This window comes from Burkholderia sp. FERM BP-3421 (assembly GCF_028657905.1).
GTDB lineage: Bacteria > Pseudomonadota > Gammaproteobacteria > Burkholderiales > Burkholderiaceae > Burkholderia.
The window spans coordinates 664170-684388 of sequence record NZ_CP117782.1; the positions used below are offsets into that span (position 1 = coordinate 664170).

The 20219-nt window shown below is 66.8% G+C and carries 19 protein-coding genes and 2 tRNA genes; 11 read left to right on the top strand and 10 right to left on the bottom strand.

The genetic code is table 11. The annotated features are described in order from the left end of the window. Nucleotide 1: 1 nt before the first annotated feature. Both Bsp3421_RS18920 and Bsp3421_RS18925 read left to right on the top strand, forming a co-directional pair. Nucleotides 2–2974 carry an FAD-binding and (Fe-S)-binding domain-containing protein gene (locus Bsp3421_RS18920; RefSeq protein ID WP_274002384.1) on the top strand — a complete coding sequence of 991 codons (2973 nt, stop codon included), beginning with the start codon at nt 2–4 and terminating at the stop codon, nt 2972–2974. 388 nt (nt 2975–3362) lie between these two features. Further along, nucleotides 3363–4076, top strand: coding sequence for a hypothetical protein (locus Bsp3421_RS18925; RefSeq protein ID WP_274004274.1), 714 nt, complete (start codon nt 3363–3365; stop codon nt 4074–4076). Nucleotides 4077–4226: 150 nt separating this feature from the next. Here the strand turns inward: Bsp3421_RS18925 and Bsp3421_RS18930 are convergent. After that, a tRNA-Pro gene (locus tag Bsp3421_RS18930) sits at nt 4227–4303 on the bottom strand. 136 nt (nt 4304–4439) lie between these two features. Between Bsp3421_RS18930 and sixA the strand changes: the two genes are divergently transcribed. Next, nucleotides 4440–4901 carry a phosphohistidine phosphatase SixA gene (gene sixA, locus Bsp3421_RS18935; RefSeq protein ID WP_274002386.1) on the top strand — a complete coding sequence of 154 codons (462 nt, stop codon included), beginning with the start codon at nt 4440–4442 and terminating at the stop codon, nt 4899–4901. Nucleotides 4902–5052: 151 nt separating this feature from the next. Next, on the top strand, nt 5053–5865 hold the full coding sequence (locus Bsp3421_RS18940; RefSeq protein WP_274002388.1) for a GNAT family N-acetyltransferase: 813 nt from the start codon (nt 5053–5055) through the stop codon (nt 5863–5865). A 201-nt stretch (nt 5866–6066) separates the two neighbouring features. Here the strand turns inward: Bsp3421_RS18940 and Bsp3421_RS18945 are convergent, their stop codons facing one another. Next, complete coding sequence (locus tag Bsp3421_RS18945) at nt 6067–6237, bottom strand: hypothetical protein (protein WP_274002390.1); 171 nt, start codon at nt 6235–6237, stop codon at nt 6067–6069. Nucleotides 6238–6419: 182 nt separating this feature from the next. Between Bsp3421_RS18945 and Bsp3421_RS18950 the strand changes: the two genes are divergently transcribed. After that, nucleotides 6420–6602, top strand: coding sequence for a hypothetical protein (locus Bsp3421_RS18950; RefSeq protein WP_274002391.1), 183 nt, complete (start codon nt 6420–6422; stop codon nt 6600–6602). A 19-nt stretch (nt 6603–6621) separates the two neighbouring features. On the opposite strand, the gene Bsp3421_RS18955 is transcribed toward Bsp3421_RS18950, so the two are convergent. From Bsp3421_RS18955 to Bsp3421_RS18965, 3 genes are all read right to left on the bottom strand, one after another. Then, a complete protein-coding gene (locus Bsp3421_RS18955; protein WP_274002393.1) occupies nt 6622–7974 on the bottom strand; it encodes an MATE family efflux transporter in 1353 nt (450 codons plus the stop codon). Between the two features lie 9 nt (nt 7975–7983). Further along, nucleotides 7984–8304: a DUF2288 domain-containing protein gene (locus Bsp3421_RS18960; protein ID WP_274002395.1), complete on the bottom strand. Its 321-nt coding sequence runs from the start codon at nt 8302–8304 to the stop codon at nt 7984–7986. A gap of 75 nt (nt 8305–8379) precedes the next feature. Next, complete coding sequence (locus Bsp3421_RS18965; RefSeq protein WP_274002397.1) at nt 8380–10002, bottom strand: acyl-CoA synthetase; 1623 nt, start codon at nt 10000–10002, stop codon at nt 8380–8382. A gap of 114 nt (nt 10003–10116) precedes the next feature. On the opposite strand from Bsp3421_RS18965, the gene Bsp3421_RS18970 reads away from it, so the two are divergent. Continuing rightward, nucleotides 10117–10272 (top strand): LPXTG cell wall anchor domain-containing protein, encoded by a 156-nt coding sequence (locus Bsp3421_RS18970; RefSeq protein ID WP_252983284.1) that lies wholly within the window; start codon nt 10117–10119, stop codon nt 10270–10272. A 57-nt stretch (nt 10273–10329) separates the two neighbouring features. On the opposite strand, the gene Bsp3421_RS18975 is transcribed toward Bsp3421_RS18970, so the two are convergent. Continuing rightward, the gene (locus tag Bsp3421_RS18975; RefSeq protein ID WP_274002399.1) at nt 10330–11046 is read right to left on the bottom strand and encodes a peptidoglycan DD-metalloendopeptidase family protein; all 717 of its coding nucleotides are present in this window, start codon (nt 11044–11046) and stop codon (nt 10330–10332) included. A gap of 157 nt (nt 11047–11203) precedes the next feature. Then, the gene (locus Bsp3421_RS18980; RefSeq protein ID WP_274002400.1) at nt 11204–12112 is read right to left on the bottom strand and encodes an aldose epimerase family protein; all 909 of its coding nucleotides are present in this window, start codon (nt 12110–12112) and stop codon (nt 11204–11206) included. Nucleotides 12113–12622: 510 nt separating this feature from the next. Between Bsp3421_RS18980 and Bsp3421_RS18985 the strand changes: the two genes are divergently transcribed. Both Bsp3421_RS18985 and Bsp3421_RS18990 read left to right on the top strand, forming a co-directional pair. Then, the gene (locus Bsp3421_RS18985) at nt 12623–13453 is read left to right on the top strand and encodes an undecaprenyl-diphosphate phosphatase (RefSeq protein WP_274002401.1); all 831 of its coding nucleotides are present in this window, start codon (nt 12623–12625) and stop codon (nt 13451–13453) included. Nucleotides 13454–13590: 137 nt separating this feature from the next. Then, nucleotides 13591–13667, top strand: a tRNA-Arg gene (locus tag Bsp3421_RS18990). A 125-nt stretch (nt 13668–13792) separates the two neighbouring features. Here the strand turns inward: Bsp3421_RS18990 and Bsp3421_RS18995 are convergent. Continuing rightward, nucleotides 13793–14446 carry a hypothetical protein gene (locus Bsp3421_RS18995; protein WP_274002402.1) on the bottom strand — a complete coding sequence of 218 codons (654 nt, stop codon included), beginning with the start codon at nt 14444–14446 and terminating at the stop codon, nt 13793–13795. A 329-nt stretch (nt 14447–14775) separates the two neighbouring features. Between Bsp3421_RS18995 and Bsp3421_RS19000 the strand changes: the two genes are divergently transcribed. Then, complete coding sequence (locus Bsp3421_RS19000; RefSeq protein ID WP_274002404.1) at nt 14776–15090, top strand: hypothetical protein; 315 nt, start codon at nt 14776–14778, stop codon at nt 15088–15090. 320 nt (nt 15091–15410) lie between these two features. On the opposite strand, the gene Bsp3421_RS19010 is transcribed toward Bsp3421_RS19000, so the two are convergent. Further along, nucleotides 15411–16595, bottom strand: a complete 1185-nt coding sequence (locus tag Bsp3421_RS19010; protein WP_274002405.1) for an MFS transporter — start codon at nt 16593–16595, stop codon at nt 15411–15413. A gap of 101 nt (nt 16596–16696) precedes the next feature. On the opposite strand from Bsp3421_RS19010, the gene Bsp3421_RS19015 reads away from it, so the two are divergent. After that, the gene (locus Bsp3421_RS19015; RefSeq protein ID WP_274002407.1) at nt 16697–17632 is read left to right on the top strand and encodes a LysR family transcriptional regulator; all 936 of its coding nucleotides are present in this window, start codon (nt 16697–16699) and stop codon (nt 17630–17632) included. Between the two features lie 534 nt (nt 17633–18166). After that, nucleotides 18167–19612, top strand: a complete 1446-nt coding sequence (locus Bsp3421_RS19020; protein ID WP_274002409.1) for a sensor histidine kinase — start codon at nt 18167–18169, stop codon at nt 19610–19612. 10 nt (nt 19613–19622) lie between these two features. Here the strand turns inward: Bsp3421_RS19020 and Bsp3421_RS19025 are convergent, their stop codons facing one another. Beyond that, nucleotides 19623–20120, bottom strand: a complete 498-nt coding sequence (locus Bsp3421_RS19025; protein WP_274002410.1) for an acyl-CoA thioesterase — start codon at nt 20118–20120, stop codon at nt 19623–19625. Nucleotides 20121–20219 lie beyond the last annotated feature (99 nt).

The following is a 20219-nucleotide window of genomic DNA, read 5'->3' on the forward strand; positions in this document are numbered from 1 at the left end:
GTTGAAAGCCGCCACCCCGTTCCAGGCCGGTGAGCGCCTGCTCGAACACGTGCAGGCCGATTTGTGTCGCGCGCTGCGCGGCGAAGTGCGCTTCGATGCCGGTTCGAAGGCGCTCTATGCGTCGGACGCGTCGAATTACCGGCAGATCCCGCTCGGGGTCGTCGTGCCGGCCGACGTGGAGGATCTCGTCGCCGCGGTGGACGTGTGCCGGCGCCACGACGTACCGTTCCTGACGCGCGGCGGCGGCACCTCGCAAAACGGCCAGTGCGTGAACGTGGCGGTGGTGGCGGACACGAGCAAGTACGTCAATCGCGTCGTTTCCCTTGACCCGGTCGGCAAGACGGCGCTCGTGGAGCCCGGCGTGATCTGCGATGCGCTCCGCGACGCGGCCGAACGACATGGCCTGACCTTCGCGCCCGACCCGGCCACGCACAGCCGCTGCACGCTCGGCGGCATGATCGCGAACAATTCCTGCGGCGCGCATTCGGTCATGGCCGGCAAGACGGCGGAGAACGTCGAGGCGCTGGAGATCCTGACGTACGACGGCGCGCGCTTCTGGGTCGGCCCGACGAGCGAAGGCGAACTGGACGCGATCATTGCCGAGGGGGGCCGTCGCGGCGATATCTATCGGCGTCTGCGCGAACTGCGCGACCGTTATGCGGATCACATCCGCGGCGCGTTTCCGCGCATCAAGCGCCGCGTGTCGGGCTTCAATCTGGACCAGCTGCTGCCGGAGAACGGCTTCAACCTCGCGCGCGCGCTCGTCGGCACCGAAGGCACCTGCGCGATCACGTTGCACGCGAAGGTGCGGCTCGTGCATAGCCCGGCGCATCGGGTATTGCTGCTGCTCGGCTTCAAGGACATCTACGTCGCGGCGGACGCGGTGCCGCATTTCAACCGCTTCAATCCGATCGCGATCGAGGGCCTGGATCGCGGCATCGTGCGCGGTTTGCAGGCGCGCGGCCTCAAGCACGAGGAAATCGCCTTGCTGCCGCGCGGCGATGCGTGGGTCGTGCTCGAGTTCGGCGCGGATTCGGCGGCGGCCGCGACGCTTCAGGCGCAGGCGGCGGCACGCCATTTTCTCGCGGGAGCGGCCGGCGAGGACGTGTCGGGCTTCGTCGTCACGGAAAAAACGCAGCAGCAGAAGATCTGGTCGATACGCGAGACGGGCGCATCGGCGGTCGCGCTCTCGATCGACCCCGGCACGTCCGACCCGATGGTGGGCTGGGAAGACGCCGCCGTCGATCCGGCGCGGCTCGGCGACTATCTCCGGGCGTTTCAGGCGCTGGTGGACCGTTACGGCTACGAAACCTGCCTGTACGGCCATTTCGGCGACGGGTGCGTGCATGCGCGGATCACGTTCGACGTCCGCACGGCCGAGGGCATTCGCAAGTGGCGCGGATTTCTTCGCGAGGCGGCGCAACTCGTCGTGGATTTCGGCGGTTCGCTGTCCGGCGAACACGGCGACGGGCAGGCCAAGGCGGAATTCCTGCCGATCATGTACGGCCCCGAGATCATGCAGGCGATGGAGGCGTTCAAGGCGATCTGGGATCCGGCGAATCGGCTGAATCCGGGCAAGGTCGTCAACGCCTATCGCGTCGACGAGAACCTGCGCATGGGGCCGTCCTACAAGCCCGTGACGCTGACGACGAAGCTGCGCTTCGAGAGCCCCGAGGGCGACGGCATGCCGCGCGCGCTCGAACGCTGCATCGGCATGGGGAAGTGCCGGTCCCTCGACGGCGGCACGATGTGCCCGAGCTTTCGCGCGACGCGGGAAGAGCGTTTCTCGACGCGCGGCCGCGCGCATCTGTTCTGGGAGATGCTGCAGGGCGAGGTCATCACCGACGGCTGGAACAGCGGGGAAGTCAAGGAGGCGCTCGACACGTGCCTCGGCTGCAAGGGCTGCAAGTCCGACTGCCCGACGCATACCGACATGGCGTCGTACAAGGCGGAGTTTCTCTCGCATTACTACGAGAACCATCGTCGGCCGCGGCAGGCGCTGTTCATGGGAAGAATCGGGCAGTGGGCGCCGTGGGCGAGCCGCTTTCCCCGGCTGGCGAACTTCGCGATGACTGCGCGGCCGCTGGCCGGCATCGGCAAATGGGTGGCGGGCGTGGCCGCCGAGCGCAGCCTCCCCGCGTTCGCGCCGAAGTCGTTCAGGGCGTCGCGCGCCGGCCAGCGCGCGGGGCGCGAGGCGGGCCCGCATGGGGCGCGCCGGAAGGTGATCCTCTGGGTCGATACCTTCAACGATCATTTCTCGCCGCAGATTGCGGCCGCCGCGATGGAGGTGCTGGAGCGCCTCGGCTGTGACGTGGTGGTGCCGCCTCGGCGGCTCTGCTGCGGCCGCCCGCTCTACGACTACGGTTTGCTGGACGAGGCGCGGGCGCTGCTGTCCGGGATCGTCGAGACGCTCGCGGACGACATTCTCGGCGGCGTGCCGGTGGTTGGGCTGGAGCCGGGTTGCCTGTCGGTGTTCAAGGACGAGTTGTTGAAGCAGCTTCCGGACAACGATCTCGCGCGGCGACTGTCACGGCAGAGTTTTCTCTTTTCCGACTTCGTCGCGCAGATCCCGTTCGATTGGCCGGCGCTCGACGAGACGGTCCTGGTGCATGGGCATTGTCACCAGAAGTCGCTGTTCGGCATGAAGGGCGAAGCCGCGTTGCTGGACAAGCTGGGGGTGCGCTGGACGCTGCTCGACGCCGGCTGCTGCGGCATGTCGGGGTCGTTCGGCTTCAATGCGGACCACTATGCGCTGTCGATGAAGATCGGCGAGGACGCGCTGTTGCCGCTCGTGCGGCAAGCGCCGCGCGAGACGCTGGTGGTGACGAACGGGTTCAGCTGCCGCGAGCAGATCGCTCAGGGGGCGGGGCGGCATACGCTGCATATCGCGGAGCTTGCGCTGCGCGCGCTTGCGGAGGGGCGGGCGGGGCCGTCCGGACGGAGATCCGGTTGTGTCGAGGCGGCGGCGGTGTAATCGCCGTCGGTCATCCCGGGGCGCGGAACGACGGTCTCATGTGCGCTTTATCGCAAAGATGCCGGCTGAATCCGGGCGGCAGCGCGTGGGGATGCGGGCGATGCAATCGATTTCGGCGCGCGGTTGGCATGGGGAGTCACTGTACGGCAGATGGCCGGTCGAAGGCGTCGATGCCTGCGTCAATGCCACTCACGCAAAGCGCCGCGATCACGCCGGCAAGGATGAGTTAGCCGGGCGATCCATCGATCGAATGCCCTGGCTGGCGGATAACGCGGGATGCCCCTGTGTCGCCAAGGTCGGAACATGGGGCCGGCGGCCGGTTTCAGCCGGAATGGTCTGGCCGAATCGTTACAATGGCCCCGATGAGCGCCTCCTCCGACAACATCGCATGCAAAACAGACTGACCTCGTATTTCTGGAGCGGCGACGTCATCCGCAGTCGACGTTTGAGCGACATTGTTTTGTCCGGCGCGCTCGATGTCCCGATGCCCTCTGCGCGCGTGCTTGCGGATTGGAAAAGAGAGACTTCGTCGCGGCTCGTGCTGGAGCCGGGGGATGTCGAGGTCATGCCTCTGGCGCGGACGCAGGCGCGCTGGCCGGACTACACGCGCTGCGTGCAGGCAATGAACGACTGGACCGGCGCGCTTGGACTGCCCGGCGTGCTTGCCGCCAGTGAGGTCGCCTTGATGGCCTGTCGAGGCGCGAGATATCACCACGACGGCGGGCCATATGGCGGCGCGGCCTTCTGCAATCTCTTCCTGAGCGAAGACTTGGGACTGGACGTGCATTTTCCCTCTACGGGGCGTCGCATTCCCCTGACCCGGGGAACCGCCGTGCTGTTCGATCCCAGTCAGCCGCATGGCGTCATTCGGCGGGGCAGCGACGGTTTCGACGCGGCCGATTTCGCATCGGACCAGGATTGCATCCAGATCTTCCTGACCTGGGAGCTTCCCATCGAGGACGCCCGGGTTGGGCGAGTACTCGAGGTGGCCTACGACGCCGAGCCCTCGATCCCGCCACACGTGGACGACGAGCAAGTCTGGTTGAACGACGGGCCCGCCGCCGTGTGCCCGGAGACGGGTCGCTGGTACAGGGTGGATTGAGGGCTGGCGGGATCCGCCCGGTAGGAGACCGGCGGATGTGCTGACGAAGCACGCGGAACGAGGGCGGTCGAGCCGAGAGAGGCTTCGCGGCGGCGCCTCGGAAAAAGGAAAGGGGTTACAAGCCAATGACTTGTAACCCCTTGATATCCTTGGTCGGAGCGATAGGATTCGAACCTACGACCCTCTGATCCCAAATCAGATGCGCTACCAGGCTGCGCTACGCTCCGAGGAATCGGTAATTCTAGCGTCAATGATATATAAAGGTCAATCATCAGACGCACGACGCGACCCGAGGCCGGCAGGCGAGGGCGCGCAACCCCGACGCAAGGTCGGCTTATCCCACCGATTCCGGAGCCTCTCCCCATGATGAACCTGATCCTCTGGCGCCACGCCGAAGCGGAAGACTCGGCGCCCAGCGATCTCGCGCGGCAGCTGACGACGCGCGGCCGCAAGGACGCGCAAGCGGTCGCCAAGTGGCTGCGCGCGCGCATGGAAAGCAGCGCCGTGATTCTCGCGAGCCCCGCCGCGCGCACCGTGCAGACCGTGGAGGCGCTGACCGACCAGTACCGCACGGTGCGTGAACTGGCGCCGGGCGGCAGCGTTGCCGACGTCCTCACGGTCGCGGGCTGGCCCGACGGCATTGCGCCCACGGTACTCGTGGTCGGCCACCAGCCGACGCTCGGCGCGGTCGCCGCGCGCCTGCTCGGCGGCGTGGACGACAGCTGGTCGTTGCGCAAGGGCGCGGTACTGTGGCTCGCAAGCCGCACGCGCGACGGTGGCCGGCAGGCGGTGCTGCGTGCGGCGATCTCCCCCGATCTGATTTGATTACGGTCGATCAAACGGCATTTCAGGCATTCTGCTAAAGTCAATTCGGCGACACGTCATCGAATAGACACCGTTTTGCCACGCAAGCTTCACGGCCGGTTACTACATTGGCGTGCATGTCGTCTCCTTTCTTACGACCAGGAAAGCCTACATGCGAGAACTGCCGACGCCCACGCTCCCCTTTGCCTCGCTGCCTCTCGATCTGCCGCGTCGCCGTTTGCCCCGCGCCGCGGAAACCGTCACCTCCGAATATCGTCTGCGCGCCGCGTGGGCGCGCAGCGAAGACGAGCTGCGCGAAGCGCAGCGGCTGCGCCACCACGTGTTCGCCGACGAGATGGGCGCACAGGTCAGCGGCCCCGCGGGCCTCGATGTCGATTCGTTCGATCCGTATTGCGATCACCTGCTGGTGCGCGATCTCGACACACTGAAGGTGGTCGGCACCTACCGGGTGCTGCCGCCGCATCAGGCGGCGCGCATCGGGCGCCTGTACGCGGAAGGGGAGTTCGACCTGTCGCGCCTGACCCACCTGCGCGCGAAGATGGTGGAAGTCGGCCGTTCGTGCGTGCATCGCGACTATCGCAGCGGCGCGGTGATCATGTCGCTGTGGGGCGGCCTCGGCGCCTACATGATGCAGAACGGCTACGAGACGATGCTCGGCTGCGCGAGCGTGTCGATGGCCGATGGCGGCCATTACGCGGCGAACCTGTATCAGTCGCTCGGCGATGCGTTGACCACGCCCGAGTACCGCGCGTTCCCGCATACGCCGCTGCCGGTCGACGAGTTGCAAACCGGCGCGAAAGTCGCGCCGCCCGCGCTCATCAAGGGCTACCTGCGTCTCGGCGCGAAGATCTGCGGGGCGCCCGCGTGGGATCCCGATTTCAACTGCGCGGATTTCCTGACGCTGTTCCGGCTCTCGGAGATCAACGCCCGTTACGCGCGTCACTTCCTCGGCGAAACGCAGTAAGGCGGATTCCGGTCGCGCGCGGCGCTGTCGCGGCGCGCGCCGGATCGCCGGTCATGTCGATCCATGGGCAACGCGCGGGGCGCGTGTTGCCCGGTTGCCGCGCGGTCACTGCCGCATGCGCATTGCCGCGGCGAGACCGGACGCGCGGCGTCCGGTGCCGGTCGTGACGGATTGGGAATGCGGCGCGCGTCAGTGTCAGTGTCAGTGTTTGCGTCGCCAGTCGAGCAGATGGTGCTCGGCCATCCAGTGATGAATCATGCCTTCGCCGCCGTGCGCTCGCTTGTATTCGCGCGATTCGAACACGGACAGGCCGACGAGTACGCCCAGCCCAATAGCCAGGCCGATCAGGCCCGCAATCGATTCGGTATCCATGGCAGCCCTCCTTTCCGCGGCTTCAGCGCCATCCCTTGATAGTAGGTCAGGCCGGGCGGAATGAAAGCGGGCCGGATCGTGGCGACACGGGCGTCCGCTGCCGGCGGGCGCGATTTCCATTAGACTCCCCGGGCTTGTCGCGGCCGCATGTCGCTGTCGCGCTCCCGTTCACAGGATGTTTCATGACCCGTTTGATTCTCGTCGCGCTCGCGGCGGCCGCGCTGGCCGGCTGCGCGAGCGATCCCCGCGCCGCGCATCGCGGCGTTCCTCCGCAGGATCCCGTCGATTATCACGGTGTGCCGACCGACATGACGCCGCCGTCGATGCTGGGCGAGCCTGCGCCGACGGCGCCGGCCGTGCAATAAGAAGGAAGGCGCGCGCGGCTCAGTCGCCGCGCGCGATCGAACGGTCGAGCGCGGGCAGGTGGCGTGCGAGCGTCGCGCCGCGCGCGGCCATGAAGATCAGCAGCGCGATCCACAGGCCGTGATTGCCGAATGAGCCGACCAGTGCGAAGGTCGCCGCGACGAAGATCGCGAGCGAGGCGGCCATCGAGCGCATCAGCGCGCGGGTCTCGGTCGCGCCGATGAACGCGCCGTCGAGCAGGAAACCCCACACCGAGATCACCGGCGACACGGCCGCCCACGGCAGGTAGCGCTCGGCGACGCGGAGCACGCCGGGCTGATCGGTCAGTTGCGCGACGATCCAGTGCCCCGCGCCCCAATACACGAGTGCGAAGGCGAGCGCGCCGCCGCCGGCCCACAGGCTCGCGACGCGCAGCGACTGGCGGAACGCGCGGCGATCGCGCGCGCCCTTGGCGGCGCCGACGAGCGTCTCGGTCGCGTGTGCGAAGCCGTCGAGCGCATAGGCCATGAAGGTCTGAAAATTGAGCAGCAGCGCGTTCGCGGCGAGCGTCGCGTCGCCCTGGCGCGCGCCGAGATGGGCGAACCAGCCGAACGCGGTCAGCAGGCACAGGGTCCGGATGAAGATGTCGCGGTTGAGCGCGACGAGCCGGCGCAGCGCGCCCCGATCGAGGAGCGCGGCGAGCGTCGGGCGCGGCAGGCCGCGCGTGCGCTGACGCCACAGGATCAGCGCGCCGAGCGCGAAGCCCGCGACGTCGGCGGTCGCGGTCGCGGCGCCGATGCCCGCGACGCCCGTGTTCAGCCGATACACATACAGCAGTACCGCGCCGATGTTGACCACGTTGATGAAGATCTGGATCACGAGCGCGAGCCGCACCCGCTGCACACCGAGCAGATAGCCGAGCAGCACGTAGTTGGCGAGGGCGAACGGCGCGGCCCAGATCCGCGTCTGCGAATACGCGAGCGCGGAGGCGCGCACCGCGTCGCTGCCGCCCAGCAGGGCGAACGCCAGGGCCAGCAACGGGGTTTGCAGCGCGAGCACCGTGCTGCCGAGCACGCCCGCGAGGATCAGGGCGCGCAGCACGTTGAGACGGATCGCGACGGCGTCGCCCGCGCCGTGCGCCTGCGCCACGAGGCCGGTCGTGCCCATCCGCAGGAAACCGAAGCCCCAGTAGACGAAGTTGAAGAACAGCCCGCCGAGCGCCACGCCGCCGAGATACTGCGTGCCGTCGAGGTGACCCGCGACGGCGGTGTCGACCGCGCCGAGGATCGGCTGGGTCAGGTTCGCGAGGATGATCGGCAGCGCGAGCGCCAGGACGCGGCCATGCCAGCGGGCGGCGGTGCCCGGCGCGGGCGCGGACGGAGAGGGGACGGACATCGCGCGGGCTTACGCGCGTTCCTGCACGCACACCCACGGCGAGACCACCACCGCCCACAGCTCGGGCGTGCGGGCCGCGAAGTCCTGGGCGGCGTCGGCGGGCATGCGCTGGACCAGCCCGGCGGACAGCCAGCGGGTGACCTGGTCCTTGTCGTCGCTCGCGATCGACTCGGCGACGCTGACGAGATCGAGGTCGCGGGCGACCAGGAGCAGCTTGCCCTGGGCGAAGAAGCGTTCCAGATCGCACCAGTCGATCTTCGCGGTTTCGCCGAGCAGTTGGGCGTAGAGCGGACTGTGCGAGGCGTCCGCGGAAGTTTCGTTTGAAGCCATGACTGTCGTGGGGAAAATAAGTGGCGCCACTATAAACCATCGCGCCGGCCTCCGCGCCGGCCGCGGCGGCGACGCTCACGCGTCGCGCAGCGCGCGCCGGATGATCTTGCCCGTCGCCGTCATCGGCAGGCTGTCGACGAACGCGACCGCGCGCGGATACTCGTGCGCGGCGAGCCGGGTTTTGACATGCGCCTGCAGGGCCTGCACGAGCGCCTCATCGGGCGCATGGCCCGGGTTGAGCACCACGAACGCCTTGACGATCTCGGTGCGGACCGGGTCCGGCACGCCGACCACGGCGGCCATGCGCACGGCCGGATGCGTGAGCAGGCAGTCCTCGATCGGCCCGGGGCCGATCCGGTAGCCGGCGCTCGTGATCACGTCGTCGTCGCGGCCGACAAAGCGGATGAAGCCCGCCGCGTCGGCGACGCCGATGTCGCCCGTCAACAGGTAGTCGCCCGCGAACTTCGCGTGCGTCGCGGCGGGGTTGTGCCAGTAGCCGCTGAACATCACCGGGTCGGGCGCGCGCACGCCGATATGACCGGGCGTGCCGGCCGGCAGCGTGCGGCCGGCCGCGTCGACGATCGCGACTTCATGGCCGGGCGCGGCCTTGCCGATCGCGCCGGGCTGCCGCTCGAACAGCGCGGCGCAGGACGACACCACCACGTTGCATTCGGTTTGTCCGTAGAACTCGTTGATGGTCACGCCAAGCGCATCGCGCCCCCAGGCGATCAATTCGTCGCCCAGCGTTTCGCCGCCGCTCGCGACCGCGCGCAGCGCCAGGGCGAAGCGTTCGCGCGGGCGTTCGACGCCGCGCATCAGCTTCAGCGCGGTCGGCGGCAGGAACGCGTGCGTGACGCCGTGCCGCGCGAGCAGGTCGAACGCGGCTTCGCCGTCGAACTTCTCGAAGCGGCGCGCGAGCACCGGCACGCCGTGATGCCACGAGGGCAGCAGCACGTCGAGCAGGCCGCCGATCCAGGCCCAGTCGGCCGGCGTCCAGAACAGTCGCGCATCGCGCGGAAACAGGTTCTGCGACAGCTCGACGCCGGGCAGGTGGCCCAGCAGCACGCGGTGCGCATGCAGCGCGCCTTTCGGCTTGCCGGTGGTGCCCGACGTGTAGATGATCAGGGCCGGATCGTCGGCGGCGGTATCGGCCGCGGTGAAGTCGGGCGATTCGGCGTCGAGCACGGCGTCGAACGACAGCACGCCGGGTTCGGCGAGATCGGGGGCGTCGTCGATGCAATAGACCGTGGTGAGCGCGTGCAACTGCGCGCGCAGCGGGGCGATCTTCTCGTAGCCGGCGCGATCGGTGACGAGCGCGACCGCGCCGCTGTCGGACAGGCGGAACTCGAGCGCGTCGGCACCGAACAGCGCGAACAACGGCACCGCGATCGCACCGAACTTGTAGGCGGCGAGATGCGCGATCGCAGTTTGCGGCCCTTGCGCGAGGAAGATGCCGATCCGGTCGCCGGGACGGATGCCGGCGCGCGCGAAACTGTTCGCGAGCCGGTTGGAGGCGGCTTTGAGCGCGTCGAAGCTGAAGTGTTCGAGCGTGCCGTCGGCGCGCTCGTGCACGAGCGCGAGGCGGCCGCTGCCGTCCGCCCATTTGTCGCAGGTATCGACACCGAGGTTGTAGCGCGCGGGAATCGACCAGGCGAAGCCGGTCGACAGATAATCGTAATCTTGGGCGTCGGGCAGCATGACGGCGGGTCTCCGGTGTCACTGTTTTCTATGAACATTACACCGGATCGTCATGCCATTCAGGCGATAGTGCGCGCGTATCCGAGGCCGGCCTCGATGCAAGAATTTTGAAGGATGCGTATTATCGTTGCACTCATAACCGATTCGACCATGAACTTGTTTCTGATTGCTGCGGGGCTCAGCTTGATCGGAATCGGCGCGCTGATCGCGTTCGCGCGGCGTGTCGATCCGCTCTCCGGCCGTTTGCACGGCCGTCTGCGCAAGCGCTGATCGTTCTCCCTCCCGGTTTTGTCCACGCGGGCGTTCGCCACGCGCGGTATCCCTTTGTCAGCGCGCGGGCAGATAACGCGACGGGTCGATCGAGCGGCCGCCGTAGCGCAGCTCGAAGTGCAGCGCGACCCGATCGTTGTCGGTATTGCCCATTTCCGCGATCTTCTGGCCTTGCGTGACCGTCTGGCCCTCCTTCACGAGCAGGGCGCGATTGTGCGCGTAGGCGGTCAGGAAATCGCCGTTGTGCTTGATGATCAGCAGATTGCCGTAGCCGCGCAGGCCATTGCCCGAGTAGACGACCGTACCGGCCGCCGCCGCGATGACGGGCGTGCCGGCCGCATTCGCGATGTCGATGCCCTTGGCGTTGGCGCCGTTGAACGTGCGCACCACCTCGCCGGCCGCGGGCCACACGAGCGCGATGTTGGTCGGCGGCTTGGCGGCCGGCTCGGCCGGCGCCGGGCGGCTCGCGCCCGCGCTGCTGGCGTTGCCGCCGCTGCTCTTCGCGCGCCCGGCGCTGCCGGTGCCGACCGTCGAGGCGGTGCCGGGCGGCGGATCGACGCGCAGCACCTGCCCGACCTCGATGGCGTCAGGATTGGACAACTTGTTCCAGCGCACGATGTTCGCGACCGGCTGGCGGTTGTCGCGCGCGATCTTCGACAGCGTGTCGCCGCGTTCGACGCGGTAGAAGCCGGGACCGACCGGGGCCGAGCCGCAGGCGGCGAGCAGGGCGGCCAGTGACGCCACGATGAGCCGTCTCGTTGTATTCACCAACATTGAACCTCGCAAAGCGCTGCCGCGACATGCGGCAGGGATACAAAACGTCCGATTTTAACGGGTTCGAGAGAGTGCTTACCGTTCGCTTGCGTCGCGCGGCGTTCCGGCGCGCTCGCGGCGGGGCCCCATGCGCCGTCTCGCGGGGGCCGTCGCGCCTTCAGGCCAGCGGGCTGACGCGGATCCGCAGCGCGGCGGTTTCGGTCGCGCCGGGCGCCAGCTCGCGCAGGCCGAGACCGTTGTGAATGGCGTCCGGCAGCCCGAGCCACGGTTCCACGCAATAGAAATCCGATTGCGGCGCTTCGGTCCAGGTCGTGACCGCGTACCACGGGATCGAACCCGGGCGCTGCAGGTCCAGCTCGATCGCGTGGCGGCGGCCCGGCATCGCGATCCGCACCGGCGTCGCGGGGGCGCCGTCGAGGCAGTGGAACTGGTCGAGGATGGCCTCGTCGTCGAGCGTGTAGCGCGCGGCGCCGGGTTCCGCCGCGCTGATCGAGCCGTCTTCCTGCTGGTGGCGCCGCCGGGTGGGCGGCAGATCGAGTGTCGCGGCCGCGCGTTCCGCATGCGGCAGCGCGAAGTAGAAGTGGTGGCCCGCGTAATAGGGCAGCGCCACCTCGCCCGTGTTGGTCGTGGTCAGCGCGACGTCGAGCGTGTGCGGGTCGGCGAGCCGGTACGCGGCGGCGAAACGGAAGGCGAACGGATAGCCGCCCAGGGTGGCCGCGCCGCTGTCGAGCGTCATCGTGACGCCCCGGCCGTCCGCATCGGGTTGGGCGGCGAAGGGCAGGTCGCGGGCGAAGCCGTGCGCCGGCAGGTCGCGCACGACGCCGGCGGCGTCGCGCCAGCGGCCGAGCCGGCCGTCGACGCGATGGCGGCCGAGGAACGGGAACAGCAGTGGATTGCCGCCGCGGATTTTCGCCGGATTCGACCAGTCCGCCTCGGCGGGCCAGAAGATCACGGCGTCGTCGCCGAGGTCCCAGGCGAGCAGCCGGCCGCCCGCTTGCGGCGCGATGCGCACGCGCGACGGCCCGTCCTGGAGTTCGAGGATGTCCTGTTGCTGGAAGGTCGGCATGGCGGATATAGTCTGCGAGTGGTCGACGGGCCGCCAGCATAGCGGATCGGCGCGCGCCTGTGCGGTGCGTGCGCTGACCGAGGCAGGGTAAACCCGTCCAGGGAAATCGCGAGTGTAAAAAATCGTGAGTTGTAAGGACAATGCCGTCTACGCGTCACCCATCTTGGCGTCGAGTCTTGACTCTTTCAGGAGCGAGCATGGATCTGGCAACCGCAATGGGCCTCACGCTGTTTGGTATGTTCACCGGCAGCACGGTACTGTTTTTCTATCGCGTCAATCGCTGACACGATACATTTCGCATCAATGAAACCCGCCATTCAATCAATGGCGGGTTTTTTATTTCAATTTCATTACGGCATCGAGCCGCTTGTGGGCCAGATGCCCATTCGGCGCTGGATGCCTTGGCGCGCACGTTTCCCGTCGGCATAATCGGGGCGCGGTTTTTCTGGGCGGCGCGGTGTCGTCGCGCCGATCTCCTCGCTTAATTTCTCCGATAAAAAGGACCGACGCGTGAGCCTCTGGTTTCTGGTATTTCTGAGCGTCCTGCAGGGCGTCACCGAACTCTTTCCCGTCAGCAGCCTGGGCCACACGCTGCTCGTGCCCGCCTTGTTCGGCATGCATATCGACAAGCATGCGCCGCAACTCCTGCCGTTCCTCGTCGCGCTGCACCTGGGTACGGCCGTGGCGTTGCTGTGGTACTTCCGCACGCGCTGGGTCGCGCTGATCCGCGGGTTCTTCGCAGCGCTCGCCGGGCGTCGCAACGACGACGGCCACATGATGTGGGCGCTGATCATCGGCACGATTCCCGCGGGGCTCGTCGGCTTGCTGCTCGAGAAGCGCCTCGAGCGCGTGTTTCACGATCTGCGGATCGTGGCGATCGCGTTGATCATCAACGGCGTGCTGCTGTGGTTCGGCGATCGGCTGCAGCGCTCGCGCGCGCATCTGCCGCCGGAGAAGCTGACCTTCAGGCAGGCGTTTTTCGTCGGGCTCGCCCAGGTGGGGGCGTTGATTCCCGGGTTCTCGCGGAGTGGCTTGACGATGATCGCGGGCAATGCGGCGGGTTTGAGCGCGGAGAAGGCGGCGGAATTCTCGTTCCTGCTCGGGACGCCGATCATTTTCGCGGCGGGGCTGCTCGAAGTGCCGAAGCTGTTCCATGCGCCGGGGCAACTGGCCGATGCCGTGTTGGGCGGCGTGCTGACCGCGATCGCCGCCTATCTGAGCGTGCGCTTCCTGATGCGCTATTTCGAAGGGCGCGGGCGGCTTGCTTCGTTCGGGCTGTATTGCGTGCTCGCGGGGTTGTTCTGCCTGGGGTGGTTCGCGTTTCACGCGCAGCCGGCTTGAGCGGGCGTGGGTTGCGGGTGTTGAGTGTTCCCGGTCGGCGGATTGGTTTGGTCTGACGATCGGGTATAATCTTTGGCTCGGCTTTTTGGGCGCCTCGGGCGCGCCGAACGCGCCGCTGTTTTCCTCCTTCTTCATGACCGCCCTTAGCTCAGACGGATAGAGCAACGGCCTTCTAAGCCGTAGGTCACACGTTCGAATCGTGTAGGGCGGGCCAGAAATTCATTCCAAAACAAGCGCTTATCAACGCGAGCGACTGTGGCTAAGTTGGCCCCATTCACGGTTCAGCGTGAATAGGGTGTGAATGGAATCTACCCGTGGGCCTACTATGCTGGGGCCGCGTCATTGTTTGCCGAGCGTCTGGGTTAGCAATGTTCCTCCGACACCGAGAGCTGCGCCTATGACGGCCGCTATCAAGTTGGCGAGGATGTCATCGCGCTTGCGCTGCCAGAACGATTTCCGGGCATCACGTCGGATGCCATAAAACACGGTGTCCCGGCGTGGCCTTGGCCTAAATATGGCAATGCACATCGCAAGGCCGATACCTGCTAAGCAGGCAAAGGGCACCGCTTGCCACGACTTGTAGTGGAACACTGTCTGCCCGATCCCGAGCCAAAACACAGCTCCCGAAGTAAATGCGACCCATCCCCGATCTCGCAGAGGCTTCGTGCCTTCGCAGCCTCTGACAGTGGTGGCTATCCGCTGAAATAGCGCAACGCTTGCGTCACTGGTGTCATACGTCGACACAGTTGCATACAGTCGGCCGTCGCTCCAAAGAGTGGTGGAGGGATTGTGGCGGCTGATTCTTATCTCGCCTTTCCCGTTCTCCCCGAGGAATGTGAATAGCTCCTCCGCATTGTCAAACTCATAGTTTCCACTGGTTAGCTTTGGTGGATCGCCGTCAATAGTCATGAGATCAATCACGTCTTGTAATTCCTCTCTGAATACGCGGCAGTAATGCAATTGTTGCCGATGGCCTTCTTCTATGCGTTTCATTTTATTTTGGTTGAAATAGGATCGGGGATGATGGCTGAACAGAGGCGCTATTCATGGCAAGCTTTAAAGCCGAGGGGCAGCAAGATTATGCCGCTTGCCGCTTAAACTGCCGAGCCGAAATTCGATAGAGATTTCTGCGCCGGGTGCGTAGCCGATTGGGCGCTGGGTTGTCCCGGTGAATGGTGGATGGGCGGGTAGACCGATGAAGGTGCGCGGTGCTGATTAATTTGGCGCGCGCGTCAAGAGATCAGTCGCGGTTGTATTGCCGATTGCCTATCCTCGTTATCAGCGGGCGAGTAGCCCTGATCCTAAACTGCTCGGGAGCGGCGATGAGCTGCTACGGAATTTCGATGATTAAGCTAGATGCGGCGGTGGGTGAAGTGGCCGAGGCGAAGGTGCATCAGTTCAGCAAAGACAAGGACGGAAACATCGGATTGGATGCGGGCAGGGCGATGGCCTATCACGATGTTGCCGATCTGATCGTAGGCGGAGACACCGTGTACGTCATCGTGCCTGACGGCCCCGGCTCGTATCGCCACACCGATAAGGTTCGAGTGAAGCGGGGACAGCACGAGTATCTGGAGAGCTTCGGGGGCGACGGTGCTGCCACCACCGCATTGATGGTGCTCCCGAAATACGATTGACGTTCCCTGCTCCTGTTGTTCGGTGGTTGGCGATTGTTGTCTTGCTCAAGATGGTCCGGTCGATCGTGCTGGGTTTTGATGCGCCGATGAAATGGACGGACCTAAATCTGCCTTGCCTATCTGCGCGGCCTTACGCCGACCGCTCACGCCTGCGCTCCCCGTGGATCTGACCATGGCATTGAGCATGGTCGGGCGCTTGCGCATGCGGGCGACCAGCGCGACCTTGGGCAGTGTGCCGCCGGAGATCGCGCGCTGGTAGAAGGCGGTGGTAGCGGGGTTGCGACGTTCGGCTGTCGGCGCCGACGCGCGGCGCCGCGCGTCTAGGCGGCGGAGGCGCGGCGTTTGCCAAGCCGCACGATCAGCGGCGCGGCGGCCAGCAGCGCCGAGACGGCGCCGAGCATGAACGATCCGGCGTGGGCGTGCCCCGCGACGAACCCGCCGAGTGGTCCGCTCACGGCGATGCCGAGATCCCAGGCGGACGTCAGCGTGCCCAGCGCGGTGCTGCGTTCGTGCGCGGCGGCGGCTTCGGTCACGAGACTGGCGAGGCACGGATACAGCATGGCGAGGCCGGCGCCTGTCAGCATCGTCGCCGCGAAGACGGCCGGCGCGTGAGCGGCGACCGACAGCGCGTACAGGCCGAGCGCTTCGGTCAGCAGCGCGATCAGCAGCATGCGGGGTGCGCCGAGCCGGTCGACGGTCTGGCTGCCGGCGAATCGCACGATGAGGAACGCGGCGCCGAATGCCGCGAGCACGAGGTCCTGTCCCACGAGATGCAGCGCTGCGACGCGCGGTACCAGGAAGGCCGCGATCACGCCGTAGCCGATTCCGGCGAGCGCGCCCGACACCCCCGGCGACCAGGCGGCGCGCGGCAGTAACGCGCGACGTGCGGAAGGCGCGGCGGCGGGGCCGGGCAGGCGCGGCGTGCGGGCGATCAGCGCAGCGCCGACGGCCGGCAGCACGCTCGCGACCATCCACACCTCCCGATAGCCGCCGATGACCAGCACGGCCGCGCCGAGCATCGGGCCGCAGGCGAGCCCGGCCCACATCGACAGTCCGAAGTGCCCCGCGATCTTGCCGCGTCGGCTCGGCTCGGCGTGCGCGAGCACCCAGCCGATGCAGCCGGTGAACAGCGCGCCTTCGCCTGCCCCGAGGACGAGGCGGGCGAGGATCAGGACGGGCAGCGTGGCCGCGACCAGATGCAGCAGGCCGCCGAGCACGCCGAGCAGCGCGCCCGCGATCACGATCGGCCGCGATCCGCGCACGTCGGCGAAGCGGCCTGCGAAGGGCCGGCTCAGCATCGTCGCGAGCGATCCGATCGTGACCGCGAGGCCCGCGACGACCGCATTCGCATCGAGACGATCGTGGGTGAACGACGGCATCACCTGGATCGTCATGCCGATCGATGCATAGCCGAGAAAGCAGGCGGCCCACAGCGAGCGGTACGGCGGGACGGCGGAAATGGGCTCGGCGCGGCGCGCGGGCGCGGCGCAATTCGTGGCGTTCATCGTATGGGGAATAACAATCACGCATGATGGTCTTTGAAATTATGCGGGGAAATTTGTATGATGCAATTCAAATATCCTCATGAAGATTATGTGGAATCCGCATGAACACGCGTGACATGGAAGCATTCCTGGCGGTGGTCGAGACGGGCTCGATCGTGGCGGCGTCGGCGCGGCTGCATCTCACGCAGCCGGGCGTGAGCCGTCGCATCCAGAGTCTCGAAACGCTGCTCGGCGCGGCGCTGCTCGATCGTCAATCGAAGCCGCTGCGGCCGACCGCGGCCGGCCGCGAAGCCTACGAGCACGGCCGCCGCCTGCTGCGGGTGCTGGACGACCTGAAGACGCGGCTGTCGCCCGACGGCGACGTCGCGGGGGAGCTGCGGCTCGGCATCACGCCCTATCTGTCGGAGCTGGCGGTCGCCGCGCCGCTCGATGCGTTGCGCACGGCGTTTCCGCAGCTCGCGGTCTGCGTGACGACGAGCTGGCCGGAGCAATTGACCGAGCGGCTGCGCCGCGGCGAGATCGACCTCGCGGCGTTCTGCCTGCCCGACGACGTTGCGCCGCCGGGCGATGTGGAGGCGCGCGCGGTCGGCCTGCAAGCGCTGTCGGTAGTCGCGCCGCACGACGTCGCGCTGCCGGCGCGGGTGAGCTTGCAGGCGTTGTCGGCGTTGCCGTGGATCATCAACCAGGATGGGTGTGGTTTTCGCAGCGTGATCCAGCGGCGCATGGCGCAGGAGCGCCTGCCGTTCCAGATCGGCATCGAGGCGCTCAGTTCGGACCTGCGGCTGTCGCTCGTCGCGCGCGGGCTCGGGGTCACGCTGACGTCCCGGGATGCATTCGAGCGCAGTCCGTTCCGGGCGCGCTTGAGGATGCTCTCGGTGCGGGATTTCCGGCCGCAGGTCCAGGCCTGGATCGTGCATCGTGCGCCGGCGGGGCGTCTCGCGCGTCCCTTTGAATGCTTCGGCGAGGCGATGGCGGCGGCGTTCGGCGCGGACAAGCGGCGCGGCGGCGCGGGCGGACGCAGGCTGTCGCGCGCCTGAGCGGCGAGGCCGGAGCGGGAAGGGAAAGGGCCGGCGCGCGAGCCGAGCCGATCGCGCCGGGGCGCCCGATGCGTCCTGCGAGCGCATGCCGTTCCGTCTTGACCGAAGCCGATGCATTGCGCACATCCCTTGCGGTGCAATTCGCGGAACGTCGGCCGCGCGGTCTTGCAATCGGGGCCGGGACAAATCGTCGCGCCTCGTTCTTCCGCTTTACGTTCCCGATCATTTTCAGCGTCGAACGAATTGAAGGTTTTCGATCTATTTCCCGATATTGTTCATGAATATGGCGCGATCATTTGCTCTAACGCAATGAAATCGACCTCCGCCCCACCCCTGAAGATGCGTTAAGATCGCAGCTGCATCGGGGTGGGTTTTCCCGGCGCCACGAAACAAAAATTCCCCGGTATCGGTGAAGCCAACTATCCGGAGACGATTTCAACCACGCACGGCGAGCGCCGCGCCAATTCCCGCTCACGAGACGGCCGCTCGCGAGTGATGCGCTCGGCGGGAACACGGGAAACGCGAACCAGCTCCATGTACTCGTTATTGCCTGCCTTCGTATCGGCGCTGTTTCTCGGGTTCGGCACCTACGTGCTGATCACGGAGGGGGCGACGCGCGTATCGATCCCGTTCGCCGTGATGTGCGTCACGACCTTCGTGTGGCAAGGCACCTGGGCGCTGCTGTTCCAGGCCACGAGCCCCGATCTCGCGGGCCTGCTCGTCAAGATCGGCTATCTGTTCATCCTGTTCCTGCCGACCACCTTCTATCACTTCGTCGTCGAGGTCGTCGCGCGCCGCGACGAGCGGCCGCTGCTGCTCGCGTCGTATGCGCTGAGCGCCGTGCTGGCGGTGCTGCTCGTCACGAGCAACGAAGTCGTCGACGGCTTCGGTTCCTATTTCTTCGGCTATTACCCGCGCGCCGGGCGGCTGCATCCGCTGCACGTCGCGCAGACGGTCTTCCTGGTCTGCCGCGCCGCCTGGCTGCTGCTGCGTGCGCGGCGCAAGATCACCAACGCCGGTTCGCGGCGGCTGCTCGATCTGTGCCTCGTCAGTCTCGGGCTGTATTCGCTCGCGGCCACCGACTACCTTGTCAACTACGGCTACGAGCTGTATCCGCTGGGCGTGCTGTTCATCACCGTCAGCCTGGGCATGCTGGCCGTGTCGATCGTGCGCTATGGGCTGATGGGGCCGTACCTGACGCTCGCGACGGTCGCGCACGAGGTCGCCACGCCGCTCGCGACGATCGGCCTGCATGCCGACGAATTGCGCCACGCGCTGCCCGAGCTGATGCGCGGCTACCGCCTGGCGGTGGAGCATCGCCTGGTCGACGACCGGCTCGACACCGCCGAGGAGCCCGAGCGGCTGCCCGCGCTGGTGTCCGCGATCCGTCGCCACGTCGACAGCACCAATACCGTGGTCGAGATGTCGCTCGCCTCGCTGACCCTGAACCGGCTCGACAAGCGCAGCTTCGCGGTCCACTCGGTGGGCGCGTGCGTCGAGGCGGCGCTTGAACGCTATCCGTTCCGGGACGGCGAGCGCGCGCTCGTGTCCGTCGCGCAGATCGATCCGGAGATCCGCTTCTCCGGTTCCGACACGCTGCTCATGTTCGTGTTGTTCAACCTGCTGAAAAATGCGATCCAGGCGATTCATTCGGTGGGCGAGGGCCGCATCGAGATCGCCGCCTATCGCAGCGAGGGCTTTTGCGTGCTGCGCTTCAGCGACAGCGGGCCGGGCATTGCGCCCGATGTCCTGCCGCAGATCTTCGATCCGTTCTATTCGACCAAGGCGCACGGCCGCGGCACGGGCGTCGGCCTGACGTTCTGCCGGCGCGTGTGCGAGGCGTTCGGCGGCGGCATTGCGTGCGAATCGGCGCAGGGCGTGCGCACCACCTTCACGCTGCAGTTGCCGGAGCCGGGGTCGGCGGCAGACCGCAGGCTTCGCGATCTGCCGCAACCGTCCGGAGACTATCGGATCGGGTGAATCACGGCGCTCAGAGAGTCGCCATATCGGTGCTCAGTTCATATTCCTCGACCCGCGCGAGGATGCCGGCCGGGAAGCGGCGAATGCGCTTGTCCGGACCGGCGAACAGGATCTGCTGGTAGCCCATCGACACCGGGCGGCCGTCCACGTAGAAGCGGAACAGCAGGTACGCCGAGCACTGCCTGACCTTGACGGTGTTCAGGTAGCAGTCGACCCGCTGGAACGGGAACGTTTCCTGGACATATTCCTGGTGCGCGCGCTTCGTGATGAAACTGCCGCCCGCGCCCAACAGGTTGTTGTCGATGCACTCGTGGAACCAGCGTTCGCGGCAGATGCCCTGCCATTCGAAATAACGCGCGAAATAGGTGTTCATGAAGGCATTCGAATCCTTGAGATAGATATCGATCACATGGTGAAAAGTCTTGTGAGCGGTCACGTCCATGCCGTCGGGCGTCAGCAGTGCCGGGCCACGGGAGAGCAGGGCGGGAATAGCGTCGCGATTCAACATGATCAGGTCCTCGTAAACATCGCTACAGGCGGTAGCAGCGCATTCCCCCTGTATTGGCGGAATGACGGATTCTTACCGCCTTTATCCGGCGTGATAGCG